A 20,549-nucleotide genomic window follows, 5' to 3' on the forward strand; every position below is an offset into this window, starting at 1 on the left:
AGTGGTCTTGCAGGAAAAAATAAGGAAAAATCAGCCTGTAACAGGGATGTAGAATCCATAAGTCAGACAGGCTGGCGGGAGCGCTGATGTTTGCCTGTGATTTGAAAAACAGTTTTCGATGTAGGGGAAGTATTCTCTCAGCTCTGGGGATATTTCTTCAATATATTGTCTCTCTTTATGTGGGACTGGCTTGCAAGCTACTTTTTATCTGACTGGCAGGCCGGTTCCAGCCCGGTGCGGCGCAGGAAGAGGTAACTGAAAAATTACCTCCGAATCCCGAAAATAAAGTAATCGATTGGGCAGGAACCGTCCAAAAATAGGTCTTCCAAAAAATTAAATTTAAAGAAGATGGGGAATTACCCCAAAGAGGAAGACATTTATGAAGCCGTGGATCATTGTGGCCAGAGGGAGGCTTCGGGTTCTATAGAACAAAAATCCTATGATAAAACCTACAAAAAATGTGTAGAATATTTCCCCCATGTTCCCATACCCTGAATGCATTAATCCGAACAGGATGCTTGTGATAATCAGGCCACTGCGGCTACCGAGAAACATTTCGAGTCTGTTCTGCAGAATGGACCTGAAAATGATCTCTTCAACAAGCCCTACCAAAAAGACCATAACAAGGGTAAGTACCAGCAGGGAGGTAATTGAAATGTCAGGGATGAGGTAGTTAGTCTCAATTATTAAGTATTCCCCTACTCCAAGCAGGAACCCTATAATTATGGAGAGTGGAATATAGATCCACATCCTTTTGAAGGTTATTCCAAGCTGTTCCCGGGTAAACCCCTGGTGGGTAATTGCAATGGTTACTGGAATCGTAAGGAGTCCATAGATAAAGACAAACGAGTAAAGGGTTACATCAAAAAATGCTGGCATTGAAAGATTTACAAGCCGCAGGACAGGCAACAGGATAAGGGCCTGATAAGTCTTCTGAACCTCCTCGTTTTTTATGTACAACATTGAAAGAGAAAGCCCGAGGAGGATGGCTGCATGTATCACCATGGCTGCTATATCCTTCCCGGAATATATCATGAATTCCGCAAAGGCGATGGCTAAAATCGGAATTATCAGGTAAAGTCCTTTGTTTTTCAATTCAGGCTTCCGTGCCACCCTATTTTCAGGTACATGCATATACTCAGGGGTCTGTGTCTCTCTATTTTCACGCTTTTGCGTTTCCTGATTCTCATATGTTTCCATCTTCAGGCCTCCTCGGTAACGTTTATCCAGAGGCGCAGATCCCTGTAAGGTGTATCCTTTTCAGTCTCGTTGAAAAGCAGGAACTGAAGCTCCATATTCTCTCCTTCGACAGAGGGGGTTATCTCAAGGGGCTCTTCCATTGTCGTATTATCGTCAAGTTTTATATTCCTCAGGTTTTCAGGAAGTGGCAGGGATTCGTTTTCGAGCCTGACATCCAGTGTATAGTTTACTGTTCTGTGCTCATGGTTTGTGACCCCTATAATGACGGTTCCACTTTCTCCCTGAACATACTCCGTAGTATAGTTCTCGGCTTTTCCATCGGCTCCGAGGATATAGAATTCCGTAAATGGTTCCTGTTCGTGGGGAACTATGGATAAATAAGCTACAGTTCCTACTAATGCCAGAACGGAAATCGCCAGAAAGGTCCTGAGGACCTTTTCCGTTGATGACTGGGGTTTTCCCAGAACCTCAGATAAAAAGGAATACGCAGAGGCCTTGAAAGAAAATCCAAAGGCTTTGTTTTCGGGAAGCGTTCTTCTGCGAATGTATGCAACTATGCATGCAAGGATAACGAACAAAGAGAGACTTACAAGAAGAGGCCCTTCCCTGATTCCGAATGACGTATTATTAAGTACAAGTCCTATAAGAGGTACAATTGCAACGCTAATTCCTACGGAAAGTGCTGCTCTCTCGATCCCCTCAAGTCCGGTTTTTGTTGGAAATAGCACGGCTACAAGGGCGTACCCCGGTAAGAATAATACCAGTGGCAGGCCAAGGACTATGCGAATAAAACTCTCATTGAGTACAGGAATAAGTACGAAAATATCTGTAAGAACTACCAGGCCTACCACAAACAGCAGGTCAGATGGAAACTTCTGGTTCCCGGCCATATGAATCCTCATAAAACGGTTTTAATGTTTTTCTGGTTTTCCAGTTTTATTTTTCTTGTATCAGGGCTAATCTCTATTCTATTATCCCTCTTTCGGGAGTTAAGAATAACCTTTCCGGCTGTTTTTCCGGCCGGTCTTCTATAATCTTCTGCCGTGAAGAGTTGAGAATCGGAAGGTTTGGGGTTGGTTCGAGTTTCGATTCCGAAGCCTTTTCTATTTAGCAAAACTTCTGTTCCTGAATCGTCTCTCTTTTTTCAACAGTGCTTTTTAATTCGATCAACTCAAATTGTGTTTTTGTATAAAATATCTTTCCCTTTTCCTGCCTGTTATTATAAAAATGTATTTCTTCTCTATATCTAACTCCGAAGGATTTTACGGCTCGGATTAATGTACATCATTTTTTGGAGATGTTTCGCTTGAATAAGCTTGTTTTTTTTCTTTATGTTACCTATGTATCGGAGGAAAACTTTCTGATTCTTATATCTGTCTAATTTTTTTCTTCAAATATTATAATTCTTATGATTTATCCGGAGCCTTTTAAGCTCCTTTCCGGGCCAACGGGCTTTTTAAGCTGGCTTAATTTTCTTTTCGTTATCGGGGGGACTGACCAATTATTTTTCGTGACCAAACGCTTATATAGCTCATATATTAAAACAAATACACGTCTTATTCAGAACTACGAGTTACTTGCAGGGCATCTTTCCTTTCCCTAAAAGGACACAATCCCCCAAATGATGCGCTGCAAATCTGTTCACAGATGATCCTTAGAAACCCTTTAAAGTTAATGGAGCGATGACTCTGAAAAATGTGTTCTCCATATTTGAAATTCTCGCCGATTTTTACGTAAAAAGGCGCTTTACATATCTTGAGTCTTTCATCAAAGAGGTAGATGATATCACATGACCATTACTATTGCAGCCATGCCTGCTTATAATGAAGCCCATTCCATTGCAGAGGTCATTAAGGGCTGCAGAAAATATGTAGACAAAGTGGTGGTCGTGGACGATGGGAGTACGGATAATACTGTCGATATCGCCGAATCCCTTGGTGCCTACGTTGTCCGCCATGAAATTAACAGAGGATACGGAGCAGCCCTGAGAAACTGTTTTGAAACCGCCCGCAAACTCGGTGCAGGTTCTATGGTTATAATTGATTCCGATGGTCAGCACGATCCTTCTGAAATCCCCAAGCTTCTTGAGCCCTTAAGACAGGGATTTGACCTCGTGATCGGCTCAAGGTTTATCAATGGTAACGGAAAAAACGTTCCTATTTATCGCAAGTTTGGAATGAAAGTCCTTGACATTGCAACTTACATAGCAGGTGGCCTCAATGTTACTGATTCTCAAAGCGGTTTCCGGGCTTATGGCAGAAAAGCAATTGAGAATATAAACCTTTACGGCACCGATATGTCGGCAGGCTCTGAAATTCTCATTCAGGCAAAAGACCATAAACTGAAATTTACTGAAGTAGAGATTCACTGCAGATATGATCTTGATAACTGTTCAACTGAGCATCCTTTCATACATGGTCCCAGGGTCCTATTCAGAATTCTGAAAGATATGGAATACAGGCGTCCCTTGTACTATTTTTCTGTTCCGGGCCTTATTATGGCATCGACAGGCGTTCTTATGGGCTTGAAGTTTTTGCAGGATTACATTATGGGAGGATTCCTGCGTTTCGGCCCTACTCTCCTTATGGTGATGCTGACGATTATAGGAGCTTTTATGATCTTTACGGGAATCATACTGCATGCCATTTCAAGAATGATATTTCTAAATGAACAGATTCGAAGGCAATAAAAGTTAGAAAACGGGGTCATTTTATGGAATATCCTTTTGTTTCGGTTGTAGCAGGTATTCGCAACGAAGAAAAATTCATTGAAGAATGCATTGAGTCCCTTCTTCAGCTCGATTACCCTCAGGATTCCTATGAGATTATTATAGTCGATGGAATGTCCACTGATAAAACCCGGGATCTTGTACAGAAATATCCTGTCAAGCTCCTTCTTAATGAACGAAAAAATGTTGCCGCAGCAAGGAACCTTGGAGTGAAAAATGCTCGGGGAGATCTGGTTGCGTTTACGGACGGGGACTGTAAGGTCGATCCTCTCTGGTTAAAAACCCTTGTCATTGAAATGAAAGACGCCCCTGATGATATCGCGTGTGTTGGCGGTCCGAATCTGGTATTCGATACCGACCCTGTGTTTGGCAGAGTGGTAGGATATGCTCAGGAAACTTTTCTGGGTTCAGGAGGTTCGGCCCAATCCAATAACTCTACAAAGAAACATTATGTTGCGTCCCTTCCTAATTGTAATGCTATGTACAGGAAAAATACAATCGTGGAAGCCGGGTATTTTGACGAGCGGTTTGTTATAGGCCAGGACGGAGACCTCAACTACAGAATAAACAAAATAGGTTACAAATTTCTGTATGTTCCGGAAGCAAAAGTGCTTCACCACAGAAGAGGAACCCTCAAGTCATTTTCGGTGCGGATGTTCAAATATGGCATGTGGATGGGCGAGCTTTTCAAGAAGCACGGAGAATTTGTCCGCTGGTATGCTTTTTTACCCTCGATTGCCATAGCTTTTGCAGTCCTTTCGCTTATTATTTCTATAGTGTATCCGACACCGATACTGATCCTGCTGGTGCTGATTACCCTATACTTCGTGCTGGTCTTTGTTACCTCAATTCAGGTAATATACAAGATGAAATCAAAGTACGGCCTTTTTACTCTGTTAGTGATTCCTGTGCAGCACATTACTTACGGGCTGGGTTTCATGTACAGTTTTGCAAACTCTCTTGTCCTTCCAAAAACCAAATCTCTTTCGGATATTTAATGTTTAAGGATTCGTCCGGTTATCGTGACCGCAGTTTTCGGTAACCGGATATTAAAACAATCCTGGAAATAGAACCCGACTTGAAGCATGGCGGAGCAAAAAATTCTTAAGCAATACTGACCTCACTGTAATTCCTATTGGTTTCGAACAAAATTTCTGAACCCTGTGTCTCAGGTTCAATCCTGAGTCATTATTCCGATTCAATTCTGCATCCTTTATTTAATACTCAATACATGAAGTTATGATCGCTTAAGATTATGGAGATAGTATGTTCGGATTGAGTGAAGAGACGGGACTCAAAAACATGGGTAATAACCGTTTAATGAAGATAATTTCCTTTCTGTTCCCGTTAGCAATAATTCTCGCAGTTATATTCACTTTTGTATGGATGTTTGCAACCGGAAAGCCGGGCTATGCACTTCGCGGGTTGTTTACTGGAATTCCTGGAATACTTTCCTGCCTTTTCGTGCTGTACATCTACAGAAAAGATGTAAGTCTGCATGATATAGACAGCTTTCCGTCGATAGACATCAAGTCCCTTACTTATGTATTTAGCATATTTTATATTGGCTCGATAGCTGTGCTTTTGCTGTCTCAGGGAGTTCGTCCCTGGTATTATTTCGTGTTTATTCTGGTGATGTACCTTTCGGTTTTCCTGCAAATTTTCTCTAAAGATGTAAAGCCGTCCCTCGTCCTTCTGGAGTCTTTTTTAATTATGGTAAACCTTACTTACAGCGTTACCTTCAACTATGATTTCTACTTCGGGACCACTGACATTCTGCCTCATATTTTCCTTTCGGAATTAACCGCGTCAACAGGACAGACCATTTCTACTTCCTTAAGTGACTATGCATTTTTCCCTCTTTACCATATATTTGTTGCAGAAGCAGCCGAGGTCCTGAATATCAGTGCAAAAACCTCGCTTTTCCTGATAACAGCACCGGTTTATGCGACAACAGTAATTTTTCTTTACTATCTCTTTAATCATATTACACACAACAGGCAGATCTCCTTGCTCTCCTGCCTCCTTTACTCGGCAAGCTATATTGTGCTGTATTACGGTGCAAACGTGATTACACGCACAATGTCATTCGTAGCGTTTATTCTACTGCTGTATCTGGTTTACAGTGTCAACTTCAAAGAGGATAAATTCTCTTTTAAAGCTCTTTCAGTAGTGGTTTTGATTTTTCTAACCCTGGTTCATAACGTTTCCATACTCCAGTTCGTGTTGTTACTCGTTATCCTTTTTGCCTCGGAGTATATCATAGGGGCTGGCAACTATGTTAGCAAGCCTTTCTTTTTACTTTTAAACGTTACTTTTACTGCTTACTGGTTTTTTGTAGCCTATCTGTTCATGCAGAGAAGCCTGACTCCCCGTTTACAGAGCCATTTCTGGGACTCTATAGTTCTGACCGCCGGAGGTTCTGACGTACTTGAAGAAAGCCTGGTCAGTCTGATGGGGCTCCTGGATAAATCCGTCTTTTTATTTTTTGCTCTTATAGGAATAGGCTTTCTTCTGAAAAACTACAGGAAGAATTATGCTTCAGTTTTGGGGTTATTTGCTCTCATAACCCTTATTTTCTATATTCCCAACCCTCTCAATACTATCTGGCAGTTTAAGGTTCTGTTCAGGGTTGACCGCTTTATGCTTTTCGTCAGCCCCTTTATGGCTTTCGTAATGGGATATGGGATCTATGTATTCTGGAACTATGTGGATAGATACGGGCCTAAAAAGTTCAATACGGTTTTTTTTGTGGTCCTCATGTTCTCCATTTTTGTCTTCATCTCTTCAGTCTTCAGCATTTCGGACGCAGACATGCTTGGCCAGAGTTCGAGACATGAGTATTTCACCGCGAATGAACTGAGCGGTTTCGAACACGTTTATAAGTATATTCCCGAAGGTTCTGCCGTTTATTCCGATTACTATACAACAAGGTATTTTTATCTCCCGTCGATTCCTGAGGATTCTTCGGGTATGAACATCTCAATTTATGACAATTACCGGATCGATAATGTAAGCGAATTATCCAGTTACGGAGGCTATGTAGTATTCAGGACTCAGGAGTTTCTCAGGAGCGGCTTATACTTCGGCAGCGATGAAAGCAGTACTAAGGAAACTTCCAATTATTTCTACCAGAACACTCCTGAAAACATAATTGATCTTGAGACCAACCTTACGCAAGCAAATAAAATCTACTCAAACCTGGCAACGGATATCTTTGCTCCCGGCCCGGCGCTAAGCAAACCTATCAGAAGTTCCAACCTTAACAGCACTCTTACAGGCATTTAATGCCTGTACTTCATTCTTTTTGTGAAAAATAAGGGCATTCCATTAGCTGGAAGACTGTAAAGCCGAAGGGATATAAAAGCTGAAAGATTATAAAAGCTGAAATATTATAAAAGCTGAAAGGCTGTAAAAAAGCCTGAGATTTTTTCGGAATAAACCTCAAAAACCTGGGTAATACTCAGGCGGACTGATAGATTATATCAAAACTCAGGGACTTAAAAGAGCATAAAAGATCCTCTAACCTGCGGATCGAATTCTCATGGTGAATCAGGGTTCGCTTTCTTTCCCACGAATTATTTTGAGGGTTTCGATAGAAGCTCTGAGTATACGTCTACAGTCTTCTTTGCATGGGCTTCCCAGGTAAGCCCTCGCTGGAGTATGCTTTTACGCCCGAATTTTCCCATTTTTTCCCTTCGGCTTTCGTCTTCAAGCAGCCTGTTTATTTTTTCGGACAATTTCTCAGGGTCTTTTGCAGGAACAAGATAGCCCGTTTCCCCTTCAACCATAAGTTCGGGTATTCCGCCAACATCGGTTGCCACTACAGGGACTTCACAGGAAAGGGCTTCAAGCACGACATTCGGCCTCCCCTCCGAGAGGGAAGGCAGGACCAGCATATCTGATGCTGAAATCCAGAGGGGAATGTCCTCATGGTTTACAGGGCCCGTGAATTTGATAGAATCTGCAATTTTAAGTTCTTCCGCCCTTTTTTCCAGGCTTTTTCTGAGCCCGTCATCCCTGCCTACCATATAGAGGTCCGTGTCCGTATCCACAAAATTTTTTGCAGCTTCAATAAGGTAATCCACGCCTTTTATTTTTCTCAGGGCTCCTATAAACAGGACAATCTTTTTTTCCTGAGGCAGGTTTAAAATGCTTCTTGCATGTTCTTTTCCTGCAGGCTTGAATATCTCCGTATCAACGCCGTTGGAGACCACATGCACCTTACTTTCATCTATCCCGAGCTTCACTATATGGACCTTGAGGTCTTCACTGACAGAAAGGATTTTATCGGCAAAGTTCATGGCTTCTATGATCTGCTTCGAGGTATAGGATCCTTCATAGGCAACCTTTCTCTCTATTGTGCCAAGTGCACTTATCACCAGAGGGACTTTCCATTTCTTTGCAAGCCCCATCATTCCGTACCCATCGGGGTATGAGAAATGTGCATGAATCAGGTCAGGTTCTGGTTTTATGTTTTTTGTGATGTATCTGGAAACGAAGTGTGCATACGAAATGCCGCTAATAGGGTAAAAATACTTTTTGGGAATGGCATAGATATAACGCGGATAATGAAGGTCGTATTTTTCGGTATGCTCAACCCTGGGCAATTTTGAAAAATTATGATATGGAAATGCGGAAAAAGGTAGCACGTAAGCTTTTGGGGAAATTACTGTCACGTCCACTCCCTGATCTGCTATTGAATCAATGCTCTGCTTTATGAATGTCCCAAGCTGGGGGTAATACCTGTTAGGAAATTCCTGACATACTTCCAGTACTCTCATAATCTATTTCCTTTTTCGATTCGGATGCCTCAAAATCACACAAAGGAGAGGATTTCTCCTATAAATATCTCTCTGTAAACTGCACTAATTTCTTTTCTTGCACTTGAATCCCGAACCGATTCTTTCTTCCCTCTGAAAATTAATGGATAGAGTTGTGGGATAAACTAATTAACTACTTTTGCTATTCAGATAACGGCAATCATGTTTAAAAAAGTAAGTAAAATTTTCCTGGTCTATTATAGTTCTTTCACTACAAAATCAGGTTCGAATATACACATACTCGAGCTCTTAAGAAATTTGAAAAAATACACGGATGTGGTTTTGTTCGCTCCGGGTCAGAAAGGTGTGGAGCGCGGCTTTTCCGATATCAAGTATGTGCCTGTAATAGATAATAAGTACCTTATACAGCCTTCATATGAGTTCATACTATCCTTTTATCTTCTTTACTCATGCATGGCAAATAGGCCTGACGTTCTCTATCTGCGTCAGAACTCTTTCCCGTTCTTCCCCATTGCCCTGTGCAAACTTCTGGGCATTTCTTCTATAGTCGAGGTTAACGGGCTGGTTATGGACGAACTTAAGGTAAGTCCTGACTCTAAATCTTTTGCATACAGGGTCTTTTCTTATCTGGCACTACGTTCTGAGAGGTTCAATTATAGATACTGTGACAGGATAGTTTCCGTGACCGATAAGCTAAAAGACGAACTTGTGAGGTTATACTCGGTTCCTGCAGAAAAAGTCCTCGTAATTAACAATGGGGCGAATACCGACATTTTCAAGCCTCTTGACCAGAAGCAGGCAAGAGCCGAACTGGGGCTTGATGATTCAAAGAAATACATATGTTTTGTAGGACACCTTGCAGCCTGGCAGGGAGTTGAGTTTCTTATCCATTCCGCTCCCTTTATCCTGGATAAATGCCCTGAGGTTCGTTTTCTTGTAGTTGGGGACGGGGTAATGAGGAATAAACTGCTGGAGACTGCTTCAGAGATGGGGCTTTCGGACAAATTCAATTTCACTGGAAGAGTTCCCTATGAGAATGTCCCTGTATACATTAATGCAGCCGATGTCTGCGTTGCTCCTTTTATACAGGAAAGAAACTCAAAGATAGGGCTTTCCGCCTTAAAAACATACGAATACCTTGCATGCGGGAAACCTATCGTAGCGAGCAGTATCCCGGGTGTAAAAGACCTTATCGACCTTTCTGGAGGTGGAATTTCAGTGCCTCCCGAGAACCCCGGAGAACTCGCTAATGCTGTGGTGAAACTCATTTCCGATGAAAAGATAAGGGATACCATGGGAAAGCAGGGTCGTAAATATGTTGTTGAAAACCACAGCTGGGATGGGGTTGCAAGAAAGATTCTTGATATATGTGACGAAATTGTTTGATGCTGTCTTTTGATTTTACAGGATTTTCCTGTGATTTCGCTATAAGACATTATCTTTCTTCTATATTCGTTATTTTTGTTATTTACGATTTAGCTATCATTCAACTCCTATTTTCTAACGGTTTTACTGTCGAATTTTATTGATTACTTACCGGTTTTTATTTTTGATTTGTGGGTTTTGTTGTTGATTTTCTGTTTCCGCATCTTTTTTGTTTTTATAATCTTTGTCTCTGTCCTCCTCGCGGCAAGAAATATACGATTAAGTTACTTGCGCTGTACATTCTTCAAAAATTGCTCTTTCTGAATCCTCAGTAGATTTACTGATAGGGTCTCTCTTTTTCTCATAATTTTTAATAATGAGGAGCTCTCTGCCTGTTTTTCTCACTTAATATATTTTAACTGTTTGTCTTATTCGTCTTTGAGTTTCTAAAAAAATTTAAGAACATCGCACAAATACTTTTATAATATAATGATCTAATTTACAATGCTGACTATAGAAATTTACTTAGAGTATTAAAAGGTAATTTATTTCTAATGTTCACACGGGGGGAATTCGTGTATATTGGAGGTAAATTTCCTTAAAAACGGGGGAATCAACTCTGAATCCAGTATTCATCTCATCTAATAGGGTTCATCGGCCTCTTGGATGAAACTTCTTCCAGAGCCTGTTCTATAGCCTTGATAATTTGAAGAGTGGATACTATTTGCAAAATCTCGTCAGATTGTTTGAAAACAGTATGAATAACTTTATTAAAAAATCAGTTAACAGTGTAAAATTTAATAGAGATTTTCTTGGTAAATCGGAGTGAATTTCTACCGGTTAGACATTCTAAATAAAAATATTATGATCGACCCCAGGTGATAGCAATGCTAAAACGAGAATTAGGAGTCCTCCTCCTTGTTGGGTTCTTTGTACTTTCAAGTATTCCGGCAGTTTCATGCCGGACTGCGCCTACGATTTATGTTGCAGGAGATGGGAGTGGGGACTTTAACTGTGATGGAACAGACGACCATGTGCAGATAAATCAGGCCCTTAAATTAGTGGCAGAAAACTCTGCTTATACGACTGTTCGCCTCAAAGGGCCTTTTACATATGTTATTGATGCTCCTCTTCTTATTGGAAGCAACACTATCCTTGAAGGAGATTCAGATGCTGTGATCAAGCTGGTTGATCACGCTGGCTGGGATACTATGGTACCCCTTATCAAGCAGATGAGCAGTTCAGGGAATACCAACATTACGATAAGAGGTTTCGAAGTTGATGTAAATCACGATGGTAATTCAGAACTTGCCAAGGGTAAAGGCTACTACAATGTGATTTATTTCCTTTACACCAGCGATGTAAAGGTATACGATATGTATATGCATGACGGGCATGGAGACGGACTGAGGATCAAATACGGTAGTAACATCCAGTTTTATAACAATACTGTATATAAACTCGGACATGACGGCCTGTTTGCAATCGAGTGCTCGAATGTGGAAGCCTGGAACAACACGATAACCTGCAGGACTAACAGTGCTCTGAGGGTATGGAACACCAATAACGTAAAGTTCCATGATAACTTCATAGATTCTTTTTATCACTGGAGTGCAGGTGGCCCTGGTATTCAGGTTGAGAGATCCAAAGGTGACATGAATAATATCGAGATCTACGATAATGTGATTACGAACACCTACGGACCGGGCATCTGGCTTATCGGAACTGCCGGAGCGTATGATCCGAGCTTATCGAGTGTATATATTCACCACAATATCTTCTATGGTTCCGGAACCAATCCGAGCATCGAGTGGGTTGGGGGAGTTCTTGGCAGTGGATTCCATAATGTCCTGATTGAAAATAACGTCTTTGATGGAGTCCATAATGCGGCGGTCGTAGATATGTATTCTACCGACTCCAACGCCGGACCCTCAGGAACAGGATTCACGACCACCGTCCGTAATAACATAATCGTAAACACTGTACCGCGCACGAAAAACGCCGCTGGGACCGGATACGGTGTGATTAACCGCCTTACCAGCTCCCATACCATTGTGCTGGAAAATAACTGTCTCTACAACAACACAGCCGGGAACTACAAAAATGTTAACTCGGCAACAGATATCTATGTAAATCCTCTCTTTGCCGACTCCAGTTTACATGATTACCATCTTAAATCATTAGCAGGTCGCTGGAATGGAAATACATGGGTTAAGGATAGCACCAGTTCCCAGTGTATTGATGCCGGATCCTCTTCTTCTGATTACTCGAATGAGCCTGAAGACAACGGAAACAAAATCAACATTGGAAGATATGGAAACACTATATATGCCTCCCTCTCAGGGATTGCCTCTGATGACACCGGCTCTGATGATACCGGCTCTGATGACACCGGCTCTGATGACACCGGCTCTGATGACACCAGCTCTGATGACACAACTCCTGACGAGCCCGTATCTGATGAAACTATCGTTTCCGAAGTCGAAGTCTACGACAACCGTCTGCGTGAAGCTTCTCCTTCCACAGTTTACCAGAGTTCATCCTTCATTGACACAGGTGGGATGAATAATGTCAGATACAGGGATGTAATGGGATTCGACTTGAGAGAATATACCGATGCCTCTCAGATTGGAGCTGCTACCCTTTCTCTCTACTGGTATTATCCTTCGGGAACTACAAGACCTGAGGACACTGTGATTGAGGTCTACAGGCCTGCTTCTTCCTGGAATTCAAACTATGTAAGCTGGACCAAGAGGGACAGCGGGGTTGCATGGAAGAATGCCGGAGGAGACTGGTATGATAAGAACGGTGTCCTTCAGGGCAGCACTCCGTATGCCACAATCACCCTTAAAGGCAGTACCCTTCCTGACAATAATTACTACGAGCTGGACGTAACCGATCTCGTAAAAGAATATGTCAGTGGCAAGTACGAAAATACGGGGTTCCTGATCAAAGCAAAAACTGAAAGCAACAACTACATTGCATTCTACAGCTGTGATTGCGGAAACGAAAATCAGGAGCCAAAGCTTAGCATAACAAAGAAAGTAGCTTCAGTGGCCGTACCCATAGCGACCGTAAATACAACTATTACCGGTGCAAAGGATAACCGTCTGCGTGAAGCATCCCCTTCCACAGTCTACCAGAGTTCATCCTTCATTGACGTTGGTGGAATTAGTGGAGTTGGCAGGTACAGAGATGCAATGTGGTTTGACCTGAGAGAGTATACAGGCTCTGCTGATGTTAGTAATGCCATCCTTTCTCTCTACTGGTATTATCCTTCGGGAACTACAAGACCTGAGGATACTGTGATTGAGGTCTACAGGCCTGCTTCTTCCTGGAATTCAAACTATGTAAGCTGGACCAAGAGGGACAGCGGGGTTGCATGGAAGAATGCCGGAGGAGACTGGTACGATAAGAACGGTGTCCTTCAGGGCAGCACTCCGTATGCCACAATCACCCTTAAAGGCAGTACTCTTCCTGACAACAGGTATTACGAGCTGGACGTAACCGATCTCGTAAAAGAGTACACCAGTGGCGAGTACGAAAATACCGGTTTCCTGATAAAAGCCCGCAGTGAAAACAATAATTACATTGCATTCTACAGCAGTGGCTGTGGGAACGAAAATCAGGTACCTAAACTTCAACTTGTATACAGCTAAATGCTCGGTATACAGCTAAAGGCTTAAATGCTCTTTAAGAAGGTGCTCCGAAATTCTGTACTGCGGGAAACGTTAATTTCCCAATCCTGCTTTTCGGGAAAATCCTTCTTTCTTTTTATACTCTCTATGTTTTTCTCTTAAAGTTTACTTCTTATTACTATTTTTATATGTCCTGTGCCGGTTTCTGTACGTTTTTCTTTGGTTTTCATTTTGTTAACTCCGACAAAATCACTCTTTTTCGAAAGTTTTGTTTGCCTGCATAATAAACTATTATAAAAATTTACCTAAACACAAAGGCTTTTATCCTTTGCAGAAATCTCTTATTGGGTGAGAAGGAGCTGATTTCTTCAAAAGAGAACGCTGTTCAAATAGATTAAAAGTTAACGGTGAGACTACCTGTCGATCTCCCGTTCTCGAATTCAGGATTATCTCCCTTATTAAAGGTGTTTCTATGAAACTAATTTATTATCTCCTTATTATAAGAATAAAGTTAACGCTGAGAATAAATTTAAAATTTTCAGGCACTCCATCTTACAATTAAAGGTGTTTTTATGATACTAACCCAATTCGCTCCGGTTATAGAGAAACAATCAATATACAGGCTAAAACCTGAGTCGGATAACCAACGGCGTTCAAAAGGATTTATATGTCGAGAGTTAATTAGTGATCTGAACCAGCTGCTAAAGAGATTTTTGTGCAACTATTTCATAAGCTCTTTTGATTAAAAACGGAAAGGCAGTTCTTTTTAAGGTGGTATGATGTCATATCAAAAGTTTGCAAGGGATGTTGGTTTTATTGGAACGGTCCAGATTCTTACGAGTCTGAGCACCTTTTTTTTACTTCCCATTATCACAAAAACCCTTGGAACATATGATTACGGGCTCTGGGCACAGATCAATATTACAGTATCTTTGATCTCTTCCCTTGCACTTATGGGGCTTTCAATGAGTTTCGTCAGATTTTTATCTTCCGAAACCGATAAGAAAAAAATAAGGGAAGCAGTATATTCAATCCTCTTTTTTGTTACAGTATCAGGTTTTCTGGCTTCATTCCTGTTATACATATTTGCAGAACCGCTTGCAACTTTCGGTTTTAAGGAACCTGAAGCAACATATTTTGTTCAGGCAGGTTCCCTTTTAATTCTTTTGAACGTAATTGAATCTGTATCCCTTTTTTATTTCAGGGTTTTCAGGCAAATTAAGAAATTCTCTTACCTTACTCTTTTTGAAACCTTTGGAAAATTGCTATTTATACTATTTTTCCTTAAAATGGGATACGGACTTCTTGGAATAATAGCCGCAACTTTAATGGTTCAGGGTCTGATTTTCTTAATCGCCCTTGTTACTATAGTTTCGCAGATAGGGTTTGTTATCCCACGGTTTACTTATATTAGAGAGTACCTGCAGTTTTCTCTGCCATTAACCCCAAACGCCCTCATCAGGTGGGTTACGGAATCAAGTGACCGATATATGGTTACTTATTTCCTTGGCCTCTGCAGTGTAGGTGTTTATTCTGCGGCATGTTCAATCGGGAACCTTATCCAGCTTTTTGTAAGTCCTCTTCAACTTATTCTCCTTCCCGAGCTTTCAAAGTTGTTTGATGAGAATAAAATGGATGAAGTAAGAGTCTACATGTCGCATTCTCTGAGATATTTCCTTATCATCTCCATTCCTGCAGTTTTTGGACTTTCAGCTCTTGCAAAACCTTTGCTCGGGGTCCTTACCACTCAGGATTTCGTTTCGGGCTGGTTTGTGATCCCAATCATTGCTTTTGCCGGGCTGATGGCAGGAATATTCCAGATTTTTGTCAATACAATGTTCCTGATAAAAGAAACGAAGTCTGCTACTTATATTAACATCGTTGCCGCAGTTTCAAACGTGCTAATCAATCTCATTCTCATCCCCTCGGTAGGCATTATCGGGGCTGCTTTTTCAACTCTTGTTTCCTACTTTTTGATGGCTATGCTTTGCATACGTGTATCCTTGAAACATTTTAAGCTTGATTTTTATTTTCTGGACATTGGAAAAAGTATTCTGTCATCAATGGCCATGTATTTCTTTGTTTCCAGCCTCCCTATCGCGAGTATAGTTGAGCTTTTCGAAGCCGTGGGAGCAGGAACGTTTATTTATCTTATTGTAATGTTTCTGGTAGGCGGCTTTACCGATCATGAAATGTCCTTAATAAAAAGGTATTTATTCAGGTCAAAAGCGAATCCAAACAGCAAATAATCAGTTCTGTATCCTCGGAATCGAGCAAATTGAGCAGATTGATTCATCCGGTTACCTTCAGCTTATGAATTAATCATCAGCACGCTATTCTCACGGCTTGCAAGAACTTCTTGATAGCTTTCTCGCTATGTCCGTGCTGTTTTCTAAAAATGGAGACCTTTATTGCAGTTGCTGAGTATTATACGAAAGAAAAATAAATACAAAAGAAAAATAAGTTAGAGAACGTTGAATTTCGAGAACGATATTCTCTAATAATATTGCCTTAAATCTCACTACCGCATGCTTAGTTTTCGGAAAGCAGTGCTCTTGCTGTTTCCCGCACACTGCGTTCTGAGGTACAGGCAGGCTTCCACCCTATGGCTTTTAATTTTTCAATCCCGAGCCTCATCCTTGGTACGTCGCCTTTCCAGCCTCTGCTCCCTCCGGTATATGTGAACTCTACATCAGAAAGTCCCATCTCTTCCACAACAACTTTTCCTATTCCAGTGGCACTGATGGTGTCTTCTGAACCGATATTGAAGATATTTACCTCTTCTTTACTATTTTCTATTGCAAAAAGGATCGCATCAACGCATTCCGATACATGGAGGTAGGATTTTTCCTGCTTTCCGTCCCCGAGAATTTCGAGCCTGTGGGGATTTTCTTTCAGCTTTTTTATGAAATCAACGGTAATCCCATGTGTGCTGCGGGGTCCCACAATGTTTGCAAAGCGGAAAATCCAGGCCTGCATGTCAAAGGTATGAGAGTATGAAGTAATAAGGGCTTCACAGGCGAGTTTTGAGGCGCCGTAGAGGGATATGGGGATAAGAGGTCCGTAGTCCTCCGGAGTGGGCATAACGCGTGCTTCTCCGTAGACAGTGGACGTTGAAGTAAACGCAATTTTTTTTATACCGCCTTTTCTCATGGTTTCGAGGAGGTTGTAGGTTGCAAGAATGTTCTGATCCAGATGGACTTTTGTATCCGAAGCTCCCAGTTTGACGTCCGGGTTTGCGGCTACATGGCATACCAGGTCAATGTCTTTACAAACTCCTTCAATCGCTTCCGGATCAAGAAGATCTCCTTTTACAAGAGAAAAATCCGGGTTTTTGAGATGATGTTCTATAAATTCCCTCTTACCGGAACTCAGGTTGTCGAAAACGATGACTCTGTTCCCTTTTTCCAGCAGACGGTCTACCAGATTGCTCCCAATGAACCCGGCTCCTCCGGTTACAAGTATTCTGTTCTTTGAAGGCATGGAATATCCTCAATTAGTTTTTTCTTCCCATATTAATATTTTTCACTGTTCTCGGAAATAATGTAATTTTTTCCGGTTCATTAAGTCCCGTATGGGATAAGAAAAAACTTAAAGATATAGGGTGAAACGTACTTAACCCTATGTAAGAATACATCTTTACAGAATTTTTCTTTTATCGGAGAGTTAATCTTGACTATTAAAAAAGCACTTATCCCGGCAGCCGGTCTTGGAACCCGCTTCCTCCCGGCCACCAAGTCAATGCCAAAAGAGATGCTTCCTATCATTGACACCCCTGTGATCCAGTATGTTGTAGAGGAAGCTATTGCCTCGGGAATTGAAGACATCATTATTATCACGGGCAGGGGCAAGAGGGCAATCGAGGACTATTTCGATGATTCTCCGGAACTTGAGATGCATCTTGCAAAAAAGCACAATAAGGAACTTCTCAAACTGGTCCGGGATGTTTCTTCCCTCGTTGATATCCATTATATCCGCCAGAAAGAACCCAACGGGCTTGGGGATGCAGTCCTCAGGGCAGAGAAACATATCGGAAACGAACCTTTTGCGGTGCTTCTCGGAGACGACATTATCGTTAACGATAAACCCTGCACTGCCCAGCTTATTGAATATTTTGAAAAATACGGAAGGTCAACCATCGCAGTTGAAGAGGTGCCTTACGAAAAACTGAATAGCTACGGAATTATTAAGGGCAGGCCTCTTGATGATTCTCTGTACGTGCTTGAGGATATTGTGGAAAAACCTTCTCCTGAAGAGGCTCCTTCTAATATCGGGGCAATTGGACGCTATGTCTTCACCCCTGAAATCTTTGACTGCATTAAGGAAGCCGGAACCGGAGTGGGGAGTGAGATCCAGCTTACGGACGGCATCAGGCTCCTGAACAGGTCTCAGATGATCTATGCCTGCAGGTTCAAAGGAAAAAGGTTCGATACTGGAGACCGGCTTGGGTATGTAAAGTCTATAATCGATTTTGCCCTCCTGAACGAAAGCCTCAGAGACGATGTACTTGAGTACCTGCAGGAAATCCTGGCAGTTGGAAAGGCTCCGGCGGAAAATCAAATGTAAAGATAAAAGTAGATTATAATAGAATCTAATAGGAGCAAGTAGATTATAATAGAATCTAATAGGAGCAAGTAGATTATAATAGAATCTAATAGGAGCAAAAGAACCTGATAATTAAAGAATCAACAAGTAAGATCTAAAGAAATGATGTCGCAAAGGCCATATTACCGAACAATATATCATTGAAAAATATTACTGCAAACTGTTGCTCCATAAAAATGGGAAGGCAATTTCTGCTGATTTTCACCAGCAGAGTCCCTCATAATCCACATTTTTCGCTTTAATTACCCGTCTTCCGTCAATAACTATCTTTTCTTTCATGGCCTGGAATTCGGAGTCGAGATTTCTAAACTCGTCCCATTCCGTCATCACAAGACAGGCATCTGCGTCTTTAAGCGCATCTGAGGCCTTCTCAAGGTATTCGATTGTGGGGAAGATACGCTTCATGTTCTCTGTTGCCATCGGATCGTAAGCCGAAACCCGGGCTCCAAGCCTGAGGAGTTCAGCAATCACGGGAATCGATCTGGATTCTCTTATGTCGTCCGTTTCGTTTTTGAAGGCAAGGCCAAGGACTGCAATTTTTTTGCCTGTGAGGTCTCCTATTTTCCGCTGGAGAATTTCGGTCATGAGAAGCGGTTGCCTTTCATTTACAGCTATTACGGATTCGAGGAGCACAGGAGAGTATCCTATTGCTTTTGCTTTTCCTATGAGCGCTTTTACGTCTTTCGGGAAACATGACCCTCCAAAGCCTGCCCCGGAATTTAAAAACTTTGGGGAAATCCTGAAGTCCTTTCCTACAGCTTCCATGACTTCATAGGTATCGATCCCAAGCTTCTTGCAAATATTTCCTATCTCGTTGGCGAAAGAGATCTTGGTCGCAAGCATGGAGTTATTTGCGTATTTAATCATTTCCGCGGTTGCCGGCCCTGTGCGCGTGATCTCGCATTCAAAGGTCCTGTAGAGTTCGGAAACCAGGTCTCCTGATCTTCGGTCTATTGCCCCGATAACTATTTTGTCAGGGTGCATAAAGTCGTGGACGGCTTTTCCTTCCCTGAGGAACTCCGGGTTCATTGCGACCCCGAAATCTTTTCCGGCTTTTTTTCCTGAGGCTTCCTCAAGGACCGGCAGGACGAATTTTTCTGTGGTTTCGGGCACCACTGTACTTTTTACTACCACCACATGGTAGCTCTCTTTCTTTGCCAGGGCCGCACCGATACTTGCTGCTGCTGCCCGGACAATTGAAAGGTCTATACTTCCGTCTTCTGCCGACGGAGTCCCGACACAGATAAAGGAAATATCCGTTTCATTGACCGCAAATTCATAATCAGTAGTTGCTATGAGTCTTTTTCCTGCATATTTTTGCAAAAGTTCTCCGAGTCCCTCCTCATAGATCGGAGGAATGCCTGCGTTTATCTGCTCTGTTTTCTTCCTGTCAATATCTACGCAGATGACTTCGTGTCCTACCTCTGCAAAACAGGCTGCAGTGACCGAACCCACATACCCTGAACCTATAACAGAAACTTTCATTATCTGAACCTCTTTCTAAAGAATTGAAGAAGTAATCGCTTCCAAGTCTTATTTATTTTTTGATAGGTTGTATCTCTTTACAATTCCTGATCTCTGAAGCTTCTCGCTTTCAGGCTTTCATATACTTATCCCTTTCGTGGCGGTTTGAATATTTATATAGTTTGACAGTTTATAGGTTTCTATAGTTAGAATTTAGTACATGTTCTTACAATACCTTACCAATTAAGCTGGGGGATATGTAGTGCTTTCAATGCTGATCCTGGGTACGGAAGAGCTTGCTCTGGGAAATAGTTTTCCCGGTTCGGGCATCTGTTTTATTTATACGAGTTTTGGAATTCCTGAATATTACAGGATAACGGTTCTGGGATTAATCGTTCTTCTGGGGTTGAAGGAAATGCTTCTGGTTTCAAGAAAAGAAGACCATTTTTCAATTGATTCCATTGATATGGGGATATACCCCCTGTTGATATGTTTTGTTGCCAATTTCCTCTTTGCAGGCCTGGAAATTATTTTTACAGGTTTAATCCCTTAATCCATTCAATTTTTTCATTTTTAGATATTTTCTTCTATTCGCCTGAGGAGGTTTCCCTGCTGAAATCTCAAGGAGTGATAATAGGCTATTTTTTTTCTTTTGTGAAACTGAAAAAATCGGAATTATCTGTGTTTTTTATTTGTTACAGATCTTAGTTCAGAATCTTAATTTCCAAAACTATTTATTCTAGACTATTTATCTTTTAACCATAA

15 protein-coding genes are annotated in these 20,549 nt (G+C 41.6%); 8 read left to right on the forward strand and 7 right to left on the reverse strand.

Annotation, left to right across the window (positions count from 1 at the left end; all coding sequences use genetic code 11):
- Positions 1 to 339 precede the first annotated feature (339 nt).
- The 3 genes from ACSAZL_RS21820 to ACSAZL_RS21830 are packed head-to-tail and all read right to left on the reverse strand — an operon-like array spanning position 340 to position 2,314.
- The gene (locus ACSAZL_RS21820) at positions 340 to 1,200 is read right to left on the reverse strand and encodes a lysostaphin resistance A-like protein (RefSeq protein ID WP_440946637.1); all 861 of its coding nucleotides are present in this window, start codon (positions 1,198 to 1,200) and stop codon (positions 340 to 342) included.
- A 2-nt stretch (positions 1,201 to 1,202) separates the two neighbouring features.
- The gene (locus ACSAZL_RS21825; RefSeq protein WP_440946638.1) at positions 1,203 to 2,102 is read right to left on the reverse strand and encodes a DUF1616 domain-containing protein; all 900 of its coding nucleotides are present in this window, start codon (positions 2,100 to 2,102) and stop codon (positions 1,203 to 1,205) included.
- On the reverse strand, positions 2,099 to 2,314 hold the full coding sequence (locus ACSAZL_RS21830; RefSeq protein ID WP_440946639.1) for a hypothetical protein: 216 nt from the start codon (positions 2,312 to 2,314) through the stop codon (positions 2,099 to 2,101). Before ACSAZL_RS21830 ends, ACSAZL_RS21825 begins: the two co-directional genes overlap by 4 nt.
- 675 nt (positions 2,315 to 2,989) lie before the next feature.
- Here ACSAZL_RS21830 and ACSAZL_RS21835 point away from each other — a divergent pair.
- From ACSAZL_RS21835 to ACSAZL_RS21845, 3 genes are all read left to right on the forward strand, one after another.
- Positions 2,990 to 3,889 carry a glycosyltransferase family 2 protein gene (locus ACSAZL_RS21835; RefSeq protein WP_440946640.1) on the forward strand — a complete coding sequence of 300 codons (900 nt, stop codon included), beginning with the start codon at positions 2,990 to 2,992 and terminating at the stop codon, positions 3,887 to 3,889.
- A 23-nt stretch (positions 3,890 to 3,912) separates the two neighbouring features.
- A complete protein-coding gene (locus ACSAZL_RS21840) occupies positions 3,913 to 4,926 on the forward strand; it encodes a glycosyltransferase family 2 protein (RefSeq protein ID WP_440946641.1) in 1,014 nt (337 codons plus the stop codon).
- Positions 4,927 to 5,194: 268 nt separating this feature from the next.
- On the forward strand, positions 5,195 to 7,216 hold the full coding sequence (locus tag ACSAZL_RS21845; protein ID WP_440946642.1) for a hypothetical protein: 2,022 nt from the start codon (positions 5,195 to 5,197) through the stop codon (positions 7,214 to 7,216).
- 290 nt (positions 7,217 to 7,506) lie between these two features.
- Here the strand turns inward: ACSAZL_RS21845 and ACSAZL_RS21850 are convergent, their stop codons facing one another.
- A complete protein-coding gene (locus ACSAZL_RS21850) occupies positions 7,507 to 8,712 on the reverse strand; it encodes a glycosyltransferase (protein ID WP_440946643.1) in 1,206 nt (401 codons plus the stop codon).
- Positions 8,713 to 9,009: 297 nt separating this feature from the next.
- Here ACSAZL_RS21850 and ACSAZL_RS21855 point away from each other — a divergent pair, with 297 nt between their 5' ends.
- The gene (locus ACSAZL_RS21855; RefSeq protein WP_440946644.1) at positions 9,010 to 10,098 is read left to right on the forward strand and encodes a glycosyltransferase family 4 protein; all 1,089 of its coding nucleotides are present in this window, start codon (positions 9,010 to 9,012) and stop codon (positions 10,096 to 10,098) included.
- A 258-nt stretch (positions 10,099 to 10,356) separates the two neighbouring features.
- Here the strand turns inward: ACSAZL_RS21855 and ACSAZL_RS21860 are convergent, their stop codons facing one another.
- Positions 10,357 to 10,482: a hypothetical protein gene (locus tag ACSAZL_RS21860; RefSeq protein ID WP_440946645.1), complete on the reverse strand. Its 126-nt coding sequence runs from the start codon at positions 10,480 to 10,482 to the stop codon at positions 10,357 to 10,359.
- Positions 10,483 to 10,964: 482 nt separating this feature from the next.
- Here ACSAZL_RS21860 and ACSAZL_RS21865 point away from each other — a divergent pair, with 482 nt between their 5' ends.
- Both ACSAZL_RS21865 and ACSAZL_RS21870 read left to right on the forward strand, forming a co-directional pair.
- Positions 10,965 to 13,736 carry a disaggregatase related repeat-containing protein gene (locus ACSAZL_RS21865; RefSeq protein WP_440946646.1) on the forward strand — a complete coding sequence of 924 codons (2,772 nt, stop codon included), beginning with the start codon at positions 10,965 to 10,967 and terminating at the stop codon, positions 13,734 to 13,736.
- Between the two features lie 758 nt (positions 13,737 to 14,494).
- The gene (locus ACSAZL_RS21870) at positions 14,495 to 15,964 is read left to right on the forward strand and encodes a flippase (protein ID WP_440946647.1); all 1,470 of its coding nucleotides are present in this window, start codon (positions 14,495 to 14,497) and stop codon (positions 15,962 to 15,964) included.
- A 283-nt stretch (positions 15,965 to 16,247) separates the two neighbouring features.
- On the opposite strand, the gene ACSAZL_RS21875 is transcribed toward ACSAZL_RS21870, so the two are convergent.
- The gene (locus ACSAZL_RS21875) at positions 16,248 to 17,198 is read right to left on the reverse strand and encodes an NAD-dependent epimerase/dehydratase family protein (RefSeq protein WP_440946648.1); all 951 of its coding nucleotides are present in this window, start codon (positions 17,196 to 17,198) and stop codon (positions 16,248 to 16,250) included.
- Between the two features lie 189 nt (positions 17,199 to 17,387).
- Here ACSAZL_RS21875 and galU point away from each other — a divergent pair, with 189 nt between their 5' ends.
- Positions 17,388 to 18,281, forward strand: coding sequence for a UTP--glucose-1-phosphate uridylyltransferase GalU (galU, locus tag ACSAZL_RS21880; protein WP_440946649.1), 894 nt, complete (start codon positions 17,388 to 17,390; stop codon positions 18,279 to 18,281).
- 240 nt (positions 18,282 to 18,521) lie between these two features.
- Here the strand turns inward: galU and ACSAZL_RS21885 are convergent, their stop codons facing one another.
- A complete protein-coding gene (locus ACSAZL_RS21885; protein ID WP_440946650.1) occupies positions 18,522 to 19,805 on the reverse strand; it encodes a UDP-glucose dehydrogenase family protein in 1,284 nt (427 codons plus the stop codon).
- Between the two features lie 250 nt (positions 19,806 to 20,055).
- Here ACSAZL_RS21885 and ACSAZL_RS21890 point away from each other — a divergent pair, with 250 nt between their 5' ends.
- Entirely contained in the window at positions 20,056 to 20,337 is a 282-nt protein-coding gene (locus tag ACSAZL_RS21890) for a hypothetical protein (RefSeq protein ID WP_440948932.1), read from the forward strand.
- Positions 20,338 to 20,549: the final 212 nt, after the last annotated feature.

It is taken from the genome of Methanosarcina mangrovi, assembly GCF_052057765.1.
Lineage (GTDB): Archaea > Halobacteriota > Methanosarcinia > Methanosarcinales > Methanosarcinaceae > Methanosarcina.